This window comes from Achromobacter arsenitoxydans SY8, assembly GCF_000236785.1.
In the GTDB taxonomy this organism is placed as follows: domain Bacteria; phylum Pseudomonadota; class Gammaproteobacteria; order Burkholderiales; family Burkholderiaceae_B; genus Achromobacter; species Achromobacter arsenitoxydans.
On the sequence record NZ_AGUF01000023.1, the window covers coordinates 22111 to 39775 of the forward strand.

General features: G+C 67.0%; 19 protein-coding genes and 1 tRNA gene. 10 read left to right on the plus strand and 10 right to left on the minus strand.

Features of this window, described 5'->3' with window-relative positions; all coding sequences use genetic code 11:
* Window positions 1–14: 14 nt before the first annotated feature.
* The 4 genes from KYC_RS05185 (at window position 15) to KYC_RS05200 (ending at window position 4373) form a co-directional block, all read left to right on the plus strand.
* Window positions 15–1190: a UxaA family hydrolase gene (locus tag KYC_RS05185; protein WP_008159570.1), complete on the plus strand. Its 1176-nt coding sequence runs from the start codon at window positions 15–17 to the stop codon at window positions 1188–1190.
* A gap of 151 nt (window positions 1191–1341) precedes the next feature.
* Window positions 1342–2355: a Bug family tripartite tricarboxylate transporter substrate binding protein gene (locus KYC_RS05190; RefSeq protein WP_008159573.1), complete on the plus strand. Its 1014-nt coding sequence runs from the start codon at window positions 1342–1344 to the stop codon at window positions 2353–2355.
* Between the two features lie 40 nt (window positions 2356–2395).
* Window positions 2396–3331 (plus strand): hydroxyacid dehydrogenase, encoded by a 936-nt coding sequence (locus tag KYC_RS05195; protein ID WP_008159574.1) that lies wholly within the window; start codon window positions 2396–2398, stop codon window positions 3329–3331.
* A gap of 34 nt (window positions 3332–3365) precedes the next feature.
* Window positions 3366–4373: an Ldh family oxidoreductase gene (locus KYC_RS05200; RefSeq protein WP_043517604.1), complete on the plus strand. Its 1008-nt coding sequence runs from the start codon at window positions 3366–3368 to the stop codon at window positions 4371–4373.
* A gap of 15 nt (window positions 4374–4388) precedes the next feature.
* Here KYC_RS05200 and KYC_RS05205 read toward each other — a convergent pair whose 3' ends face one another.
* On the minus strand, window positions 4389–5285 hold the full coding sequence (locus KYC_RS05205; protein WP_008159578.1) for an AEC family transporter: 897 nt from the start codon (window positions 5283–5285) through the stop codon (window positions 4389–4391).
* A gap of 137 nt (window positions 5286–5422) precedes the next feature.
* Here KYC_RS05205 and KYC_RS05210 point away from each other — a divergent pair, with 137 nt between their 5' ends.
* On the plus strand, window positions 5423–5698 hold the full coding sequence (locus KYC_RS05210; RefSeq protein WP_100148258.1) for a helix-turn-helix domain-containing protein: 276 nt from the start codon (window positions 5423–5425) through the stop codon (window positions 5696–5698).
* Here KYC_RS05210 and KYC_RS05215 read toward each other — a convergent pair.
* Window positions 5688–6227 (minus strand): hypothetical protein, encoded by a 540-nt coding sequence (locus tag KYC_RS05215; RefSeq protein ID WP_008159582.1) that lies wholly within the window; start codon window positions 6225–6227, stop codon window positions 5688–5690. The two genes, KYC_RS05210 and KYC_RS05215, sit on opposite strands and share 11 nt — an antisense overlap.
* 45 nt (window positions 6228–6272) lie before the next feature.
* Between KYC_RS05215 and KYC_RS05220 the strand changes: the two genes are divergently transcribed.
* From KYC_RS05220 to KYC_RS05230, 3 genes are all read left to right on the plus strand, one after another.
* Window positions 6273–7226 (plus strand): alpha/beta hydrolase, encoded by a 954-nt coding sequence (locus tag KYC_RS05220; RefSeq protein WP_008159584.1) that lies wholly within the window; start codon window positions 6273–6275, stop codon window positions 7224–7226.
* A 32-nt stretch (window positions 7227–7258) separates the two neighbouring features.
* Entirely contained in the window at window positions 7259–8830 is a 1572-nt protein-coding gene (gene gshA / locus KYC_RS05225; protein WP_008159586.1) for a glutamate--cysteine ligase, read from the plus strand.
* 78 nt (window positions 8831–8908) lie between these two features.
* Window positions 8909–9430, plus strand: coding sequence for a lipocalin family protein (locus tag KYC_RS05230; protein ID WP_008159588.1), 522 nt, complete (start codon window positions 8909–8911; stop codon window positions 9428–9430).
* 29 nt (window positions 9431–9459) lie between these two features.
* Here the strand turns inward: KYC_RS05230 and KYC_RS05235 are convergent, their stop codons facing one another.
* From KYC_RS05235 to KYC_RS05260, 6 genes are all read right to left on the minus strand, one after another.
* Complete coding sequence (locus KYC_RS05235; protein ID WP_008159590.1) at window positions 9460–10404, minus strand: M14 family metallopeptidase; 945 nt, start codon at window positions 10402–10404, stop codon at window positions 9460–9462.
* A gap of 53 nt (window positions 10405–10457) precedes the next feature.
* Window positions 10458–11450 carry a Bug family tripartite tricarboxylate transporter substrate binding protein gene (locus KYC_RS05240; RefSeq protein WP_008159592.1) on the minus strand — a complete coding sequence of 331 codons (993 nt, stop codon included), beginning with the start codon at window positions 11448–11450 and terminating at the stop codon, window positions 10458–10460.
* A 139-nt stretch (window positions 11451–11589) separates the two neighbouring features.
* Window positions 11590–12504, minus strand: a complete 915-nt coding sequence (locus KYC_RS05245; protein ID WP_008159594.1) for a LysR family transcriptional regulator — start codon at window positions 12502–12504, stop codon at window positions 11590–11592.
* 37 nt (window positions 12505–12541) lie between these two features.
* The gene (locus tag KYC_RS05250; protein WP_008159596.1) at window positions 12542–13297 is read right to left on the minus strand and encodes a GntR family transcriptional regulator; all 756 of its coding nucleotides are present in this window, start codon (window positions 13295–13297) and stop codon (window positions 12542–12544) included.
* An 11-nt stretch (window positions 13298–13308) separates the two neighbouring features.
* Window positions 13309–14220, minus strand: coding sequence for a fumarylacetoacetate hydrolase family protein (locus KYC_RS05255; RefSeq protein ID WP_008159597.1), 912 nt, complete (start codon window positions 14218–14220; stop codon window positions 13309–13311).
* Window positions 14220–15368 (minus strand): cupin domain-containing protein, encoded by a 1149-nt coding sequence (locus KYC_RS05260; RefSeq protein ID WP_008159599.1) that lies wholly within the window; start codon window positions 15366–15368, stop codon window positions 14220–14222. Before KYC_RS05260 ends, KYC_RS05255 begins: the two co-directional genes overlap by 1 nt.
* A 215-nt stretch (window positions 15369–15583) precedes the next feature.
* Between KYC_RS05260 and KYC_RS05265 the strand changes: the two genes are divergently transcribed.
* Window positions 15584–15829 carry a hypothetical protein gene (locus KYC_RS05265; protein WP_006227235.1) on the plus strand — a complete coding sequence of 82 codons (246 nt, stop codon included), beginning with the start codon at window positions 15584–15586 and terminating at the stop codon, window positions 15827–15829.
* 80 nt (window positions 15830–15909) lie between these two features.
* Here KYC_RS05265 and KYC_RS05270 read toward each other — a convergent pair whose 3' ends face one another.
* Both KYC_RS05270 and KYC_RS05275 read right to left on the minus strand, forming a co-directional pair.
* Window positions 15910–16386: a type III secretion system chaperone family protein gene (locus KYC_RS05270; protein ID WP_167310239.1), complete on the minus strand. Its 477-nt coding sequence runs from the start codon at window positions 16384–16386 to the stop codon at window positions 15910–15912.
* 472 nt (window positions 16387–16858) lie between these two features.
* Window positions 16859–16933, minus strand: a tRNA-Arg gene (locus tag KYC_RS05275).
* Between the two features lie 228 nt (window positions 16934–17161).
* Between KYC_RS05275 and KYC_RS05280 the strand changes: the two genes are divergently transcribed.
* A partial coding sequence (locus tag KYC_RS05280) for a c-type cytochrome (protein WP_008159604.1) occupies window positions 17162–17665 on the plus strand: 504 nt, incomplete at its 3' end.

Genomic DNA, 17665 nt, shown 5'->3' on the forward strand with positions numbered 1-17665 from the left:
CACAGGAATCCACCATGTCCATCATCACCGCCCAGACCACCTTCCAAGGCTATCGCCGCGACAATGGCCGCGTCGGCGTGCGCAACCACGTCATCGTCCTGCCCGTGGACGACATCTCCAACGCGGCTGCCGAAGCTGTCGCCAACAACATCAAGGGCACGATGGCCCTGCCCCACCCCTACGGCCGCCTGCAGTTCGGCGAAGACCTGGAACTGCACTTCCGCACCCTGATCGGCACGGGCTGTAACCCCAACGTCGCAGCCGTGGTGGTGATCGGCATCGAAGAAGGCTGGACCAAGCGCGTCGTGGACGGCATCGCCGCCACCGGCAAGCCGGTCATGGGCTTTTCCATTGAACTGCACGGCGACCACGACACCATCATGCGCGCATCGCGCTGCGCGAAGGAATTCGTGCACTACGCCACCGCGCTCACGCGCAGCGAATGCCCCATCGCCGATCTGTGGGTCTCCACCAAGTGCGGCGAATCCGACACCACGTCCGGCTGCGGCGCCAACCCCACCGTCGGCAACGCCTTCGACAAGCTCTATGCGCTGGGTTCCACCCTGGTGTTCGGCGAAACGTCGGAACTGACGGGCGGCGAACACATCGTGGCCGAGCGCTGCGCCAACGACGCCGTGCGCGAGAAGTTCATGTTCATGTTCGACCGCTACCAGGCCATGATCGACCGCTGGAAGACCAGCGACCTGTCCGAGTCCCAGCCCACCAAGGGCAACATCGCGGGCGGGCTGACCACCATCGAGGAAAAGGCGCTGGGCAACATCCAGAAGATCGGCAAGAAATGCCGCGTGGACGGCGTCATCGACAAAGCCGAAATCCCCGACGGCCCCGGCCTGTGGTTCATGGACTCGTCTTCGGCCGCGGCAGAAATGGTGACCCTGTGCGCGGCATCGGGCTACGCCGTGCACTTTTTCCCCACCGGCCAGGGCAACGTCATCGGCAATCCCATCCTGCCGGTCATCAAGATCTGCGCCAATCCGCGCACGGTCCGCACCATGTCCGAGCACATTGACGTGGACACCAGCGGCCTGCTGCAGCGCGAGATCGACCTGAACCAGGCCGGCGACAAGCTGCTGGAATGCATGCTGGCCACCGCCAACGGCCGCTGGACCGCGGCCGAGGCCCTGGGCCACCGCGAATTCGTCCTGACGCGGATCTTCGAAAGCGCGTAAGCGCCCGGCGGCGCGGCCAGGAGACCGCGCCGCCGCCCCCCTCGCAGCACCATCGCGCATCACCGACTAGAACCAGCAGACCCGGGCGCAGACCGAGGCAGCAAAGGCGTGTGCATTCCTACCCGGGCGCCACCCCCAAGGAGGAAGACAGATGAGTAGCGAACCGCAATACCCCCTGCACGACGCACAGCGCAGGCGCCTGCTCGGCGCCCTGGGCGCCGCCGGCCTCTGTGCGCTGACGCCATGGGAGCGCGCGCTGGCGCAGAAAGGCGCCTGGCCCGAACGCCCCATCAATTACGTCGTACCCTTTCCCCCTGGCGGCCTGACCGACGTCGCCGCGCGGCAGGTGGGCAAGGCGCTCAGCGACGCCGAACGCTGGAACGTGGTGGTGGAAAACAAACCCGGCGGCAGCGCGAACATCGGCGCCGCCCATGTCTCGCACGCCGCGCCCGACGGCTACACCTGGCTGGCCATCACCCTGTCGCACGCCGCCAACGCCACGCTGTTCGCGGGCAAGGCGGGCTACGACCTGACTCGCGACCTGACGCCGCTGGCGGGGCTCGCGTCTTCGCCCATCATGGTGGTGGTCAACGCCAAGAGCTCCATCAAGAACATGGACGACCTGGCTCGCGCGGCCCGGGCCAAGCCGCTGTCGGCGGGTTCCAGCGGCAACGGCACCCCGCCGCACCTGACGCTGGCGCTGTACCAGAAGCTCACCGGCACGCCGCTGACGCACGTGCCCTACAAGGGCGGCGCGCCGTCGCTGACGGACCTGATCGGCGGCCACCTGGACGTGGTGTTCTCCAACTATCCCGAATCGCTGGCGCACGTGAAGAACGGATCGCTGCGCGCGCTGGCCATCACCACGCGCAAGCGCAGCAAGGACCTGCCGGATCTGCCCACCACGGCCGAAGCGGGCCTGCCGGACCTGATCGTCGAGAACTTCACCGGCGTGCTGGCGCCCGCCGGAACGCCGCCGGAACTGATCCAGCGCATCGGCGGCGCCATCGTCAAACAGGTGTCGCAGCCCGCCATGCAGCAGGCCCTGCTGCAACTGGGCTTCGTGCCCCAGCCGCGCGGCCCGCAGGAGTTCGGCGCCTACCTGAAGTCCGAGGTCGAGCGCTGGGCCAAGATCATCCGCGACGCCAACATCCAGGTCGCCTGACACGCGGCCAACCTGCCCATCACGAAGAGGAGTCCGGCAGATGCGAGTACTGATTTCGGAGTTCATGGACGCGCCCGCCGTCGATGCCTTGCGGCAGCGGTTCGACGTGCGCTACGCCCCCGACCTGGTCGAGCAGCGCGGCGCCTTGCTCGACGCGGCCGCGCAGGCCGACGCCCTGATCGTGCGCAACCGCAGCCAGGTGAACGCCGAACTGCTGGCGGCCGCGCCGCGCCTGCTGGTCGTGGGCCGGCTGGGCGTGGGGCTGGACAACATCGACCTGCCCGGCTGCGAGGCGCGCGGCATCCAGGTCATCCCCGCGACCGGCGCCAACGCCCGTGCGGTGGCCGAGTACGTCATCGGCACAATGCTGGCGCTCTTGCGCGGCGCGTACGCGGCCACGCCCGACGTCGCGGCGGGCAGGTGGCCGCGCCCCGCGCTGTCTCAGGGTCTGGAGGCGCACGGTCGGACGCTGGGCGTGGTGGGATTCGGCGGCATCGGCCGGCTGGCGGCGCAGCTTGCCCGCGGACTGGGCATGCGGGTCGTGGGCAGCGATGCGGCGCTGCCGCCCGGGCACCCGGCCTGGCAGGTAGCGGGGGCCGCGCCGCTGACGCTGGACGAGCTGCTTGCACAGGCAGACGTCGTGACGCTGCACGTGCCGCTCACCGCCGACACCCGGCATCTGCTGGACGCCGGCCGCATCGGACGCATGCGCCCGGGCGCCATCCTCATCAACACCTCGCGCGGCGGCATCGTGGACGAGGCGGCCCTGGCGGCCGCCTTGCGCGCCGGCCACCTGCGCGGCGCGGCGCTGGACGTGTTCGAAGAGGAACCCCTGCGCGCCGGCAGCGCGCTGGACGACGTCCCCAATCTGATCCTCACCCCGCACATCGCCGGTCTGACGCAAGAGGCCAACACGCGCGTTTCCGACATGGTGGCCGCCGGGGTGACAATAGCGCTTGACGGCCGCGCCCGCTGACGGCGCGCGGCGCGCGTCCCACGACAGGAAGGATATGGCTCACATCTATCTGGACGAACTCCAACACCTGGCCGCGGCCGGCCTGGCCGCCGCCGGCGCCAACCCCGACATGGCCGACAGCACCGCCCGCGCGCTGGTCTACGCGGAAAGCCAGGGGCTCAGCTCCCACGGCCTGTCGCGCGTGCCGTTCTACGCCGGGCACCTGCGCACGGGCCGCGCCATCGGCACGGCCGTGCCCCGCATCGTGCATCAGCGCGGCGGCGCAGCGCTGATCGACGCTGGCTCCGGCCTGGCCTTTCCCGCCTGCGCCATGGCCGTGGGCGAGGCTGCGGCGCGCGCCCGCGAACACGGGGTGGCGTTCGTCGGCATTTCGAACAGCCATCACTTCGGCGTGGCGGCCTATCACCTGGAGGCCCTGGCCGACGCCGGAATGGTGGCGCTTGCGCTCAGCAATTCGCCCGCCGCCATGCCCGCCTGGGGCGGCAAGCGCCCGCTGTTCGGCACCAATCCCATCGCGGCGGTCTTTCCGCGCCGGGGCGGCGCCCGCCTGGTGATCGACCTGTCGCTATCGCAGGTAGCGCGCGGCAAGCTCATGATCGCGGCCCGCGACAATCAGCCCATCCCGCTGGGCTGGGCGCTGGACGCGGACGGGCAGCCCACCACCGACCCAAAGGCCGGGCTGGCGGGCAGCATGCTGCCGGCGGGCGGCGTCAAGGGCGCCATGCTGGCGCTCGTCGTCGAATTGATGGTTTGCGCGCTGACCGGCGCGCGTTTCGGCTTCGAAACGGAATCGTTCTTCGTGGACGAAGGCGGCCCGGCGCGCCTGGGGCAGGCATTCATGGCGATCGACCCGGGCGCGCTGGCCGGCAACGACGCTTACCTGGAACGCGTCGACACGCTGGTCGACGCCATGCTCCAGGACGAGGGTGTGCGCCTGCCCGGCGAGCGCCGCCGCAAACTGCGCGACGAAGCCATCAAGCACGGCCTGGACCTGCCCGACGCCCTGATGACGCAACTGCGCGCCATGGCAGGCGCGAGCTGACAGGCCCCGCGCGCCCTACTGCCCGTGGGTGAACCACAGCGCCAGGGGCGCCAGCAACAGAAACACCACGGTGGACACCAGCACGGCGCCCGCCGCGGTGTCTCCCAGCGGCGTATAGCGCCGGGTGTACATGTAGCTGACCACGGCGCAGGGCATGGCCATCTGCAGGGTCAGCGCGCCCGCCAGCACCGGCTCCAGGTCCAGCGCCCACACCACGGCCAGCCCCGTGAGCAGGCCCACGACCAGGCGAATTGCCCCGACTTTCGCGCCATCGCGCACGCCATTGGAAGGAATCAGCGCCAGGGCGTGGCCCAGGCTCAGCAGCATCAGCGGCACCGTGACCGCGCCCAGCATGCGTGCGGTCTCGATGACCCAGTCGGGGACCGGGATGTGCAGCATGCGCATCGCCACGGCCACCACCGACGCCAGCAGAATCGGGCTTTTCCAGCTTCCCTTGGTGTTTACGCCCGGCAGCAGCCGCACCGCGATGGTGTGCATGACGAAGGAGTTGACGGCAAAGAACGCCACCGCGACCGACAGGCCGGCGTCGCCAAAGGCGAGCTGCGAGATCGGCAGCCCGAGATTGCCCGCGTTGGGCAGGAAGGCCGTAGGCAGCATGCTGCGCACTGGCAGCTTCCAGGCCTTGAGCAGCGCCGCGCATAGCAGCGCGCAAAGCAGCAGGGCGATGAGGGTGGCTGCGGCCACGTCGGCCAGCGCGCGGTCGTCGAGGTGGGTCGTGACAAACGTATGGAACACCAGGGCGGGCGTGGTCACCGACGTCACCAGCGTCGTGATGAAACTGCCGCCGAAGGGGAGATCGCGCTTGCCCCAGTACAGCCCGATTCCCACGCAGGAAAGCAGGGGCAACATCAGCACGATGGCTGAAAAGTAAAACTGCGCGATGGCCAACATCAGGTAATTCCGTACGAGATAAAAAGATTGATGCCTTGCGGCATCATTGCTTGCCCGGCGGACGCCGTGGACCGCAGCATGCGGGCCATTGTCCACCCATGGGCGCACCGCCCCACCGCTCCGCCGCCATGTCCTCCATGCCCGCAACGCCGAAGCCCGTTCCGCCAATCCCATCGTCCACGGACGGCGCGACGCTGCCGTCCGCCAAGCCCCTGTCCGACCGCCAGGCCGCCTGCCTCCATTGGTCTGCCGCCGGCAAGACCAGTTGGGAAACCTCGCGCATCCTGGGCGTAAGCGAAAGCACCGTGAACTTCCACCTGCGCAACGCGTGCGCCAAACTGGGCGTGCGCGGCCGGCGCGCCGCGGTAATCGCGGCCCTGCGGCTGGGGCTGCTGGGCCCCGTCAAGGCTTGACGACAACCGACCGCAGGAATTCCCGCGCGCGTTCGGCCGGCAGGCTCTCTTCCGTGCCGGCCGCCACGGCCTGAATCATCATGGTGTCGGTAACCCAGACCTTGGCCTGCAGCCAGCCGGGCTTGCCCATCGCCTTGCCGCGCACTTCGATGTCCTGGCCATAAGGCGGCCATTCCGTCGGCGGCGGGGACTGCATGTTGGCATAGAGCGACCGCATCAACGCGACACCCAGCGCCTGCCGGGCCACCGGGCTGGCCGCGATCTCCGGCGGCAGCGGCGCCGATCCCACCGCAAAGACCGCCTCGCCCACGGTGGCGCTGGCCAGTGTGAAGTGCAGGGTGTGGGTGTCCAGCTTCAAGTCGCGGGTTTCCGTGGACACGCGGGCGGGAAACGCCGCGCGCACGTGGCCGTCCGCCACGTCCATCTCGCGCCAGTTGTAACTGGGCGAGCATGCGGCCAACGCCAGCGTCAGCCCTAAAAGAAGGCCGGCTTTCTTGAACATGAAACGAAACAGCGATGAAATCGTCATTACCCGAGGACCCGCAGGGTCTAGTCAATTCGAGGAATGCAGAAATTGTCGCCGATTTCGATGACCCCCGCGCCCGACGGCACGCCGCTGGCCAATTATTGCTGGCCCGCGGCGCCCAACGTGCCTCCGCCCATCGCCGATGCGGCCGATGCCGGCACGGGCCGCCCCGGCATGGGCCGCCCCGGCACGGGCCGCCCCAATATCTACCTCCTGCACGGGCTTAGCGAGCATGCCGGGCGCTATGACCGCCTGGCGCGCTGGCTGACCGCGCGCGGCTGGACCGTCGGCGCGCACGATCACCGGGGCCATGGCCGCTCCTCTGGACGGCCCGCCACCCTGCGGCACCAGGAAGATCTGGTGACCGACGCCGTGGACCGGCTGCGCGACTGGACACAGGCCCAGGGCCGGCCGCCCATCCTGCTGGGGCACAGCCTGGGCGCCCTGGTCGCGGTGCGCATCGCCCAGCGCCGGCTGGCCGACCTGGACGGACTGGTGCTCAGCTCCCCGCCCTTTGTTGTCAACGTGCCACTGTGGGTGCGCCGCACCCTGTCCTGGATGTCGCTGCACGCGCCCGATCTGCAGGTGCCGCACGGGCTGGCGCCAGCCCGGATCTCCCACGACCGGGCGGTCGTGAAGGCCTACCGGGCCGATCCCCTGGTGCGGCGCCGCATGACAGGACGGCTGGCCCGCTTCGTAGACGAAAATGGCCGGCAGGCACTGCGGGAAGCCTGTCTGCTGCCCTGCCGCACCCTGCTGATGGTGGCCGGCGACGACTCCATCGTGGCGGCCGAAGGCAGCCGCCAGTTCGCCCAAAGGGCCCCCGCCGAATTGCTTACCCTGCGCTGGTACGACACCGCCTGGCACGAGATTTTCAACGAAACCGCGCCCATCGCCGATCCGGTCTATGCTGACCTGGACGAATGGCTGGCGCGGACGGCTCAGGCATTGTCCCTGTCCCCAGTACTGGTTCCCTCAGCACAGGAGGCCAGCACCCCGTAAAATCCGGCGACAGCCCCAAACGAGAAGAATCCGTGACTGATACCGCCGCCAACCGCCTCTCCCGCCTGGAGGCCAACCGCTCGCTGCTCGCCCAGACCTTGCGCGGCATCGAAAAAGAAGGCTTGCGCGTGGACGAACAAGGCGTCCTGTCCCGCACGCCGCACCCCGTCGGGCTCGGCTCGGCGCTGACGAACGAACACGTCACCACCGACTACTCCGAATCCCTGCTCGAACTCATCACGGGCACGCACACCAACGCGGACGCGCTGCTGGCCGAGCTTACCGACACCCACCGCCATGTCTACGGCGTGCTGGACCACGAGCTGATCTGGAACCAGTCCATGCCCGCGACGCTGCCGTCCGAGGCGGACATTCCCATCGCCTGGTACGGCACGTCCAATACGGGCATGCTCAAGCACGTGTACCGCCGCGGCCTGGCCGAGCGCTATGGCAAGACGATGCAATGCATCGCCGGCGTGCACTACAACTTCTCGCTGGCCGAAGACCTCTGGTCCGTGCTGGATACGCAGCCCGGCACCGTGCAGGACCGCCGTTCGCGCGGCTACATCGGCCTGATCCGCAACTTCACGCGCTATTCCTGGCTGCTGATGTACCTGTTCGGTGCGGCCCCGGCCCTGGCCAGCGATTTCCTGCGCGGCCAGGAGCACGCCCTGGACAAACTGGGCGACCACACGCTGTACCTGCCCTACGCCACCAGCCTGCGCATGAGCGACCTGGGTTACCAGAACAAAGCGCAGTCGCAGCTCAAGCTCTGCTACAACGACCTGGACACTTTCCTTGGCCGCCTGTACGGCGCCGTGACGCAACCCTGGCCCGAATACCAGAAGATCGGCACGCATCGCAACGGCGAATGGATCCAGCTCAACACCAACGTGCTGCAGATCGAAAACGAGTACTACTCCAGCATCCGCCCCAAGCGGGCCACCGGCCGCTGCGAACGCCCCATCACGGCGCTGGCCGAACGCGGCGTGCAGTACGTGGAAGTGCGCTGCCTGGATATTGATCCGTTTTCGCCCGTGGGCATCGACGCCGTCACCTCGCGCTTCGTCGACGCCTTCCTGCTGTTCTGCACCGCGTCCGACAGCCCGTTCTTCCCCGCCAACGGTTACTGTCAGCGCAGCGCCGACAACTTCTCGATCGTCGTAAAAGAAGGCCGCAAGCCAGGCCTGATGCTCGACCGCGATGGCCAGTCCATCGGACTTGCGCAGTGGGGTCATGAACTGCTGGACCAGATCGCGCCCTACGCCGCCCTGTACGACGCCGCCCTTGGCGGCAGCGCGTACGCCGAGGCGCTGGCCGCGCAGCGCGCCAAGCTTGACCAGCCGGACTCCACGCCATCGGCCCGCCTGCTGGCCTCGCTGAAGGACAGCGGCTTGTCGTTCCATGACTACTCGCTGGACCTGAGCCGCCGGCACGCGGATACCCTGCGCGCGCAGCCGCTGCCCGCCGCGGTCGCCGCGTCCTACCAGGAAGCGGCCCGGCAATCCGCCGCCGAACAGCTGCGCCTGGAACAATCCGACACCGAGGATTTCGACACCTACGTGACCCGCTACCACGCGGCGCTGAAAGCCCCGAGCAAATAAGGCGTATCGTTGAGGTTCGGTCCGCGCGCCCCGTCAGCCGGGCGGCGCGGACCTTACCAGTCACAAGGAGGTTTTTCCATGCGCCGCACCGCAACATTCCTGCTGGCCCTGGCGGCCAGCATGACGGGCCTAGCCCATGCCGCGCCGCCACCCATGCAAACCGTCGAATCCGTCGATCTGAAACGCTATGCGGGTAAGTGGTACGAAATCGCGAATTTCCCCATGTTCTTCCAGCGCAACTGCGTGGGAGACACCACCGCCGAGTACACGGCGCACGCGGACGGCACGATCGGTGTGAACAACCGCTGCCGCACGAAGGATGGGGATATAGATTCGGCGTCGGGCACCGCCACGGTGGTCGAGGGCAGCAACAATGCCAAGCTCGAAGTCTCGTTCGCCAAGCCTTTCAAGGGCGATTACTGGGTGATCGGCCTGGACCCGGAGTACCGTTGGGCCGTCGTGGGCACGCCCGACCGCAAGTACTTGTGGATCCTGTCGCGCTCGCCGCAACTGCCCAAGGAAGAACTGGACAAGGCGCTGGCCGCCGCTACGGGGCAGGGCTACCAGCTCGACGAATTGCGCTACACGCCGCAGAAGTAAGGCCGCGCAGCGCGCAGCGCCCCCCGTCTTCAGCCCGCGTAGTCGCGGGCCAGCCTCACCACCGTCACGCCAGGCTTTAACTGCCGCAACGACGGCATGATCAGCGTGCAGTTGTCGTACGGCGTCACCACGGGCTGATCGTCGGCCCAGCCGATCGCCGAGCCCGCTTTCTCGAACGTCTCCAGTCCCGTCCATTCCCCGGCAAAACGCACGTTCATGGACGGCGCCACCACGGCGTCCGTCACTTCCAGCACGCGCTGCTCGGCCGGATCCGGCAGCAGCCAGCCCGCGGGTACGTCCGCCGCGTCCACCACGCCCGACTCCACCAGCATCCGAGCCGCCATGTCGCGCGCCACGTCGCGCGAGGACAGGTCGCCATGGAAGCCGCATTCGATCAGCAGGGCGCAAGCGTCTTCGCGGGCGGGATCGCCAAAATGCTCGAAGTCGCGCATGCGCACACCGTCCTTGTGGCCCGCGTCTACGATCACATGCTGCGGCGCCTTCAGGCGGCGCGCCAGCGCGATATTGCGCGGCAGCACACCGGTCAGCAGCAGGGGCGCGCCCGGCTCGTGCATGGAATGCAGGTCCAGCAGCCAGTCGGCGCGCCGCACCCAGGGGCGCAGCGCGGCGCCGCGCTGGCGGTCCGGCGTGGTCGGGTTGTCCAGGCGCTCGGCGCTCCAGACGCGGTTCATGTCTTCCTGCACGAAGCGCGAGGCGTCGTGGCTGGAAAGGTCGAAGCGGTCGAACGCATCCAGGTTGCAGAACGCCAGCGTCAGGCTGCCGCGGCGCGGGCGCAGCCCCGACGCGAGCAGGTCCTTCAGCGCCCATGCGCCGCACAGCTCGTTGCCATGCACCAGCGCGGACACCATGAGCGCCCGTCCCGGCACGCCCGAATCAAAGTGCCACACCCCGGGCGTATCGGTATTGCCAACGCGCTCGGCGGCGAGGTCGGGGACGGGAAGCTTGAATTGCATGGTGGTATCCGCTAGATGCGTGGTCTTACGATGGGATTATTGGAGGCGCCGGCTTACTGCGCTTCGATTTTGGCGGCCTTGACCAGCGCGCCGTACTTCTTGGTCTCTTCGGCCTGGAAGGCCACGGGGTCGACGCCCGGCTTGGCCACTTCGCCGCCGGCATCCTGCATCTTGGCGCGGAACTGTTCCGACTTCAGCGTTTCGTCCAGCGCGCCGCGCAGCTTGGCCATCACCGGCTCGGGCAGGCCCGCCGGGCCGTAGAGCGCAAACCACAGGTTGATGTCGACGGACTCGAAGCCCGGGGTCGCCGCCAGCGGCGCGATTTCGGGCGCGGCGGGCGAGCGCTTGTTCTCGGTCAGGCCCAGCGCCACGATGTTGCCGCTGCGCACCTGCGGCAAGCCCGAGGACAGGACCAGCATGCCGAAGTCCAGCTGGCCGCTCATCAGGTCGGTGACCAGCGGCGACACGCCGCGGTAAGGCACGTGCTCAGCGCGCGTGCCCGTGGCCTGATTGATCATTTCACCGGCCAGGTGCAGCGTCGTGCCCACGCCCGACGAGCCATAGTTGAACGTGCCCGGCGCCGCGCCCTTGAGCTTCTGCAGGTAGTCGGCGGCGGTCTTCACGCCCGAGTTCTTGCTGGCCGCCAGCAGCATCGGCTGCGAGGCCACGATGCCCAGCGCCGTGAAGTCCTTGGCGCTGTCGTACTTCACCGCGGTGTTGATCATGCGGGCGATCACCATTTCATTGGTGGAGCCCAGGAAAATCGTGTAGCCATCCGGCGTGGCGCGCGCCACGCGCTGTGCGCCGATCGTGCCGCCGGCGCCGCCGACGTTCTCGACCACGACGGTCTGGCCCAGGCGCTTGCCCAGTTCCTCGCCCAGCAGGCGGGCGGTCAGGTCCAGGCTGCCGCCGGCCGGGTAGCCCACGATCAGCGAAATGCTGCGGGAGGGATAGTCGGCCGCGCTGGCGGCGGGCGCGGCGGCAAGGGTCGACGCGGCACAGAGCGAGACGAGCGCTGCGCGCATCGGGTGCAGGATGGACTTCATGGTTTTCTTCCTTGGGGTGCTGTGGATGGACGGCGTGGCCGTCTCGTTTGAATTTCGGGAAGTATTTTCGAGCGCCGCCCGCGCGCAGACCGTGCCGAAACGGCACATCTTTGTGCTAATCGGGCCTCAGGCCTTGAAATCAGGCCTTGCGGCTGGCGGTGGCTTCCCAGGCGGCTTCCGCCAGATCGGTCAGCCGGGCGCGCGGCCGGTACAGGCGGACCTCGAACGCGATCTCGTCGCTGCGCCCGCCCAGCGCGGCCAGCGCCCCGCGCCGGCAGTCCGCGGCAACCATGGACCAGGGCAGCCACGCAACGCCCACGCCCTTGGCGACCGCGCCATGCGCCGCGTCCAGCGAATCGCTGCGCACGAAGGGCGTCAGAGGATAGGGGGTGGCTTCGAGCCGGTCGCCAACGATGCGCTCCATCGCCAGGCCGCCCGTATACGTGATCAGCGGCACCGCCGCGCCGCCCTCGTCCAGCAGATAGCGCGGACGGCCGCGGGCATCCACCTGGCTGACGGGCACCAGCTTGTCGGTCGCCAGCGTCATGTAGCGGTAGCGCGACGGGCTGAGGGGCACGGACAGCGCCGGATGCTCGTAGCAGCACAGCAGGTCGACCTTGCCCTGTTCCAGCCGGATCACCAGGTCCTGCGCCTTGCCGGTGGACAGTTCCACCTGCGTGCCCTCGGTCAGCACCTTGGGCGTGCGGTGCCGCAGCCGGGCGATCCAGTCGGCCACCAGCGTGCGCGCCAGGCTGCGGCCCGTGGCGATGCGCAGCACGGCTTCGCCTCCCGCGCCGGAACTTCGGATGCGATGACGCACCAGGCCCATCTGCTCGATCACCTGCGTCGCCGTCTTGAGCAGGGCCTCGCCCTCGGGGGTCAGCGTCACCGGCAGGCGCTGGCGGTCCACCAGCGGCACGCCGGCCCACGTTTCCAGCGCGCGGATGCGTCGTCCGAAGGCGGGATGCGTCACATGGCGCAGTTCGGCGGCGCGCACGAAGCTGCCGGTCTGCGCCAGCGCGATCAGGTCTTCAAGGAGTTTCAGGTCAGCCATGGACGACAAGCTTACGACATCGGGCGCGCCGCGCGGTTCAGGTCTTTGCCTGCTCCCCGGACGCGGCAAGGATCCGCTCGATCACCTGCGCCGTCCTGCGATAGTGCTCGGCCAGCAGCGCGGCGGCGCGTTCGGCGTCGCGCGAGATCGCGGCGTCCAGCAGCAGACGGTGCTCGTCATCGACGTTGCGTTCGGGTCCGTAGGCCAAGGCGCGGCTGCGCGCGGGCCGGCGGTAGCGTTCCGTCTGGGCGTAGAGCTGCGCGGAAAGGTCCAGCAACCAGGGCGAACGGCAGGCGCCGATCAGCGCCTGATGGAAGTCCTGGTGGCGGGCCTCAAGCACGTCTTCGCTGTCCTCGTCCGGCACGGGCGCATCGTCCGCGCGCTTGGCGGCCAGCGCCAGCGCGTGGAACGCCCCGACCACGCGCGCCTCCCAGGCGTCGTCGGCGTTGGCCAGCGACCGCCGCAGCGCATCGCAATCAATCAGGATGCGGGTCTCGCAGGCATCGCGCATTTCCTCCACGGACAGCGGCGCGATCCGGAAGCCGCGCGACGTGGTGGTCAGCACCATGCGCTCGCTGCGCAGCCGGTTCAGCGCCTCGCGGATGGGCGAAAAACTGCCGCCATAGCGCTGCTTGAGCAGCTCCAGGCGCAGCGACTGCCCCGGCGCAAAGGCGCCCTGCATGATGTCGCGGCGCAGCTGCCGGTAGATCTGCTCGGACAGCGTGATGTCTTCGACTTCCGGGGCGCCGTTCGCGGCAGCGTCCTCGCGCGGGGCCTTGATCCTGGGTTTCAAGCGCCGCCCTCCTACACCGCCACCACGGGATGACGCAGCGTGCCGATGCCTTCGACGCAGGCTACGACCACATCGCCCGGCCACAGGAACTCCTGCGGCTTGCGGCCGGCGCCCACGCCTTCCGGCGTGCCGGTGGCAATGATGTCGCCCGGTTCCAGCGTGATGCCCGCGCTGATGTCGGAGATCAGGAACGGCACCTTGAACAGCATGTGGCGCGTGTTCGAGCCCTGCTTCTTTTCGCCGTTGACCGTCAGCCACAAGTCCAGCACCTGCGGATCGGGGATCTCGTCGGCCGTCACGATGCAAGGGCCGAAAGGCGCATACGTGTCCTGGCCCTTGGAATAGATCCATTGGCCCGCGCGGCGGCAATCGCGCGCGCTCATGTCCAGCATCACGCTGTAGCCGAACACGTAAGACAGCGCATCGGCCTCGGCCACGCGCGAGGCGCGGCGCCCCATGATGACGGCCAGCTCAACTTCCCAATCGAGCTGCTGCGTGATCTTCGCATTGTGCTCGATGGCGTCGCCCGGTCCGATCACGGTGGTGGGCGGCTTGGAGAAGATCACCGGCTGCTTGGGCAGGTCGGCCGACGTGTCCAGCGTGCGGCTGGATTCCGCGACGTGCTCCACGTAGTTCAGGCCGATGCCGAAAATGTTTTTGCGCGGGCGCGGGATCGGCGCCAGGAGCTTCACATTTTCCTGCGGCACGGCCGTGCCCACCGGCCAATTGCCGCGGAAAGTGTCGATCAGCCGCGAGGCCTGCGCGACCGCGACGGGCCCCAGGTCGATGAATTCCAGCATGTCGCCGGGCAGGTCCACCCCGCCCTCCTGCCCCAGCAGGAAAAGATCGACCACGTAGCCGTCGACCAGCGCGCCCAGGCGGGCGGCGGCAGTGGGATGTGCGCGAAAGGTCACCAGGCGCATTAGGAACTCCAGGTAGTCAAGGGTTTGGATGGAATCTGATGCCCGTCGTTGTCCTTCACCACTTCCTCGCGGTAAAGCGACAGCGACCGCATCACGGGCAGGTCGTTGAAACAGAACAGGCAGGCGTCGTCGTTCGAAGACAGGTTGGCGTGCTCGTGGATGGCCCAGGACGGCACACAGAAGATGTCGCGCTCGGTCCAGTCAAAGCGCTGGCCGTCGATGATGGAAAAACCGCTGCCCTTGGCAACCTGATAGATGAAGCTGCCGGTGTGCCGATGCGCCTTGGTGTGTTCGCCGGGACGCAGCAGCTGCATGCTGGCGCCGATGGTGGGCATGACTGCGCCGCCCGTGGCCGGATTGACATATTCGAGCAGGACGCCGTCGTAGGGACTGCCGGCGGTCGTGCGCGCGTAGCGGCGCAGGGCCTCGTAGGTGGGTTCCCATTCGTACTTGAACAGCGGCGAGTACGGCTTGGTCCAGCCCGACACCTGCGGCCGCAGCGCCACGCCGCCCCACGCGCCGCTGGTGTCGTCCACCGGGTGCGTGACCGTCTGGTTCAGGTCCGGGTGCACGGCATAGAAGCCCGCCTCCAGCGCGTTGACCAGCGGGATGTCCAGGCCGTCCTGCCAGATACAGGTGGTGCCGTCTTGCGCCACGCCGTGCTCGTGCCAGGTGCCGTTGGGCGTGAGTACGAAGTCGTTCGCGCCCAGCGTCATCTTGTGGCCGTCGACCACCGTATACGCGCCCCGGCCTTCCATGATGAAACGCAGCGCCGAATGGGAGTGCGCGTGCGCCGACGCCAGTTCGCCCGGCTTCATCACCTGCAGACCGGAATACAGCCAGCCCACCGCCGCGGCCACGTCGCGCCGCCCGGGATTGTTCAGGTAGATCACGCGGCGGCCCGCCTCTTCGGGCGACACCAGTTCGGCGGAGCGCAGCACATGGCCGCGCAGGTCCTGGTAGCGCCAAACCACGGGCACCGACGCGGATCGCGGCGCCCAGGGCTCGATCTTGTTCGCCACCGTCCACAGCGCGCCCGTTTCCAGCCGCGCAAGTTCCTCGTAATAGGCCACTCGCTCCGGCGAGTCGGCCACATTGGCTCGGCCCGCGGTGTTTTCGGAGTAAGTGTCGTAGCGGTTCGCCTCCATCCTTGTCTCCCGGTTTTATAAAACACAGTAGATTTTCGAAAATACTAATGGACGAAACACAGGACTGGCAATGCCGCAGCGCTAGGGGTTTTCCTGGAGGGAAGATGCAGCGGGAAAATTCTGTTGGCGAATCCGCAAGAAATACTGTACAAAAACACAGTGCTACGTGATACATTTCGCTCGCCCGAAAAACTGTCGTCCAGGGGAGAATTCCTGTGTCAGAAGCTGCTCATCTCGTTCAGTACATCGTCGTTCCCTACCGCGCCGCCGCCAATGGCGTCGCCCCCGGGGAAATCCGTCCGGCCAGCAGCGAATTCGGAGCCATCCGCATCGCGAATTCCATGGCCTCCAAGTTCGCCGGCGTCGCGGCCTATGAAGTTCTGATCGACAAGGAAACCGGCGACATGGAATCGCCACGCATCCTCATGCAGATCGGCACCGTGCCTTCGCTGGACGATTGAATCCGGCAAAGCAGAGATAAGCCCCCCTTATTCGAACGGGGGGGCTTGGCGCATTCGGTCATACCGGGCGCAGCCGGCAATCATTCGCTCATTTTTTTCTGGTAGTTCTTATAGAGCAGGCCGAGCGAGGCAAGCATGCGATTCAAATGCTTGGCCATATCGTTCGGGTCGGCAAGGTATAGCTCTATGGCGCACACCAGATCGCCATCGCTGTCGATGGACGCCTGCGATACCTTGGTCTGCGTGTTCGCGTAATTGATGGCTTCCAGGCGCTTGATCCGTGCCGGCTCGGATTTGTCTTCGACCAGATAAGCCGTCCGCAGATTGAAGTACTTCAGGTCGTCGGCATTTATGACCACATAGAAGCTCTGGCCTTCCCGGCGGAACTGTATGTTCCCGCCTTTTGTCACTTCCGGCCGGTATCCATCATTGGCCAAACCATCAAGGTAAATCTGACGCACCTGCTCAAGCGTGTACCCCTGCGCTTGGACTCGTCCGGCGATTCCGGTCAAAAGCACCAGCAAAATAATCGCCGCCTTGCCGATCAAGAGCTTCATGTTCATTACTCCTTCTGAATACAGCGGGAGAAATCACATAATTCTTTGCCACGAGCTAATTTCCCAAGCGAATCCGGCGGAAAGCCTTGCGCGGCCATGACCATTCGCGTCTACGGTCATGCAACCTTGGGGGTTTCCATTTCATAGCCAACCGCGCAATTGCGCAATAGTGCAAATGCACGCCTTTGAGTTGCCCTCTTTCATAGCCGATCGTGCGGACGGCGGCGGCCTGGCGATCAGCGCCGTGCAAATTGGAGCAATTGGGGTTCTGGGGAAATGCAATGCGCGCGGCAGATGCGCCACATGTATGGCTCAAGAAGGTCTGCGTGCGGCGATGAATCCGGGCGTGTGTCCAAGCGGCTGCTTGTTGTACCGCATCGGCTTCCGGGGACTGTCATGGCGCCTGAATCGGCGCCGGCGTGGCCGCTTTGGTCCAGGGCGGACCCAAACCACGCCTAAGTCATTGATCTTTTGGCGCGCCCGACAGGAATCGAACCTGTATCAAGAGCTTCGGAAACTCTCATTCTATCCATTGAACTACGGGCGCAGCGCAAGGAGGCGGTATTGTACCTAGTTTTCCGCGATCTGCATGAAGTGGATCAAATCCTCAGCCAATCTCATCGAAAACCCGCTCAGTTGCATTGGACCCGCGTCCATGACACCGTTATATAATCCAGCGTTTGCTTGCAGGCGGGCATGGTTTGCCGCCGACTTGTGCAGTACTGATTTTCTGTTGCCGCCGCCCAGGCGCCCCACCCGTTAGCAGGATTTGGTCATGAGCAACGAGCAGGAACACATAGAAGAGCACTCCTCCCCCATCAAGACCCCGAAGCAACTGATCGTCACGGTCGTCCTGGCCTTCGTGGTTCCCATCGCCATCATCATTCTTCTGGTGAACATGGTGGTCACGGGCACCAAGACCGGAGCGGGCTCGGATGCCCTGTCCGGCGAAGCCATCGCCCGGCGGATCGCCCCGGTTGCCGGATTCGAACTCGTCGACGCCAACGCCCCCAAGGTCTTCAAGACCGGTGAACAGGTCTTTGCCGCGGTCTGTACGGCCTGTCACACCGCCGGCGTCGCTGGCGCGCCCAAGATGGGCGACAACGCAGCCTGGGCGCCCTTCATCAAGGCGGGCTACGACGCCATGCTGAATGTCGCGCTGCACGGCAAGGGCGGCATGCCCGCCAAGGGCGGCAACCCCACGCTGTCCGACTTCGAAGTCGCGCGCGCCGTGGTCTACATGGCCAACAAGTCCGGCGGATCGCTGCCCGAGCCCGCC